Genomic DNA, 258 nt, shown 5'->3' with positions numbered 1-258 from the left:
GCATCGCCGATGATCGGCACGACGGGCTGGTCGGGGAAGCGTTCCCGCAACTCCTCGGTAAGCCGGTACATCGCGTATTCGGACAGATCGAACGCGACGATCTGCGCAGGCCCAAAACGCAGGATCTGGCGGCACAGCTCGGAGCCGATGGAACCGCCCGCCCCCGTGACCAGCACGCTCCGCTCGCGCAGCCAGGCGCGGATGGCCTTCCAGTCGGGCATGACCGGCTTGCGACCGAGCAGGTCCTCGATCGCGACC

At 67.8% G+C, this 258-nt stretch carries 1 protein-coding gene; it reads right to left on the bottom strand.

The genetic code is table 11. From position 1 onward, the window contains the following. Positions 1–258 (bottom strand): polysaccharide biosynthesis protein (locus SB719_RS21190; protein WP_412159892.1); only part of this gene is annotated, 258 nt, incomplete at both ends.

This window comes from Pantoea sp. SIMBA_079 (genome assembly GCF_046940275.1).
In the GTDB taxonomy this organism is placed as follows: Bacteria; Pseudomonadota; Gammaproteobacteria; order Enterobacterales; family Enterobacteriaceae; genus Pantoea; species Pantoea borealis.
The sequence above is the reverse complement of the archived record's forward strand: the minus strand, read 5'-3'. Positions and strand labels throughout refer to the sequence as shown.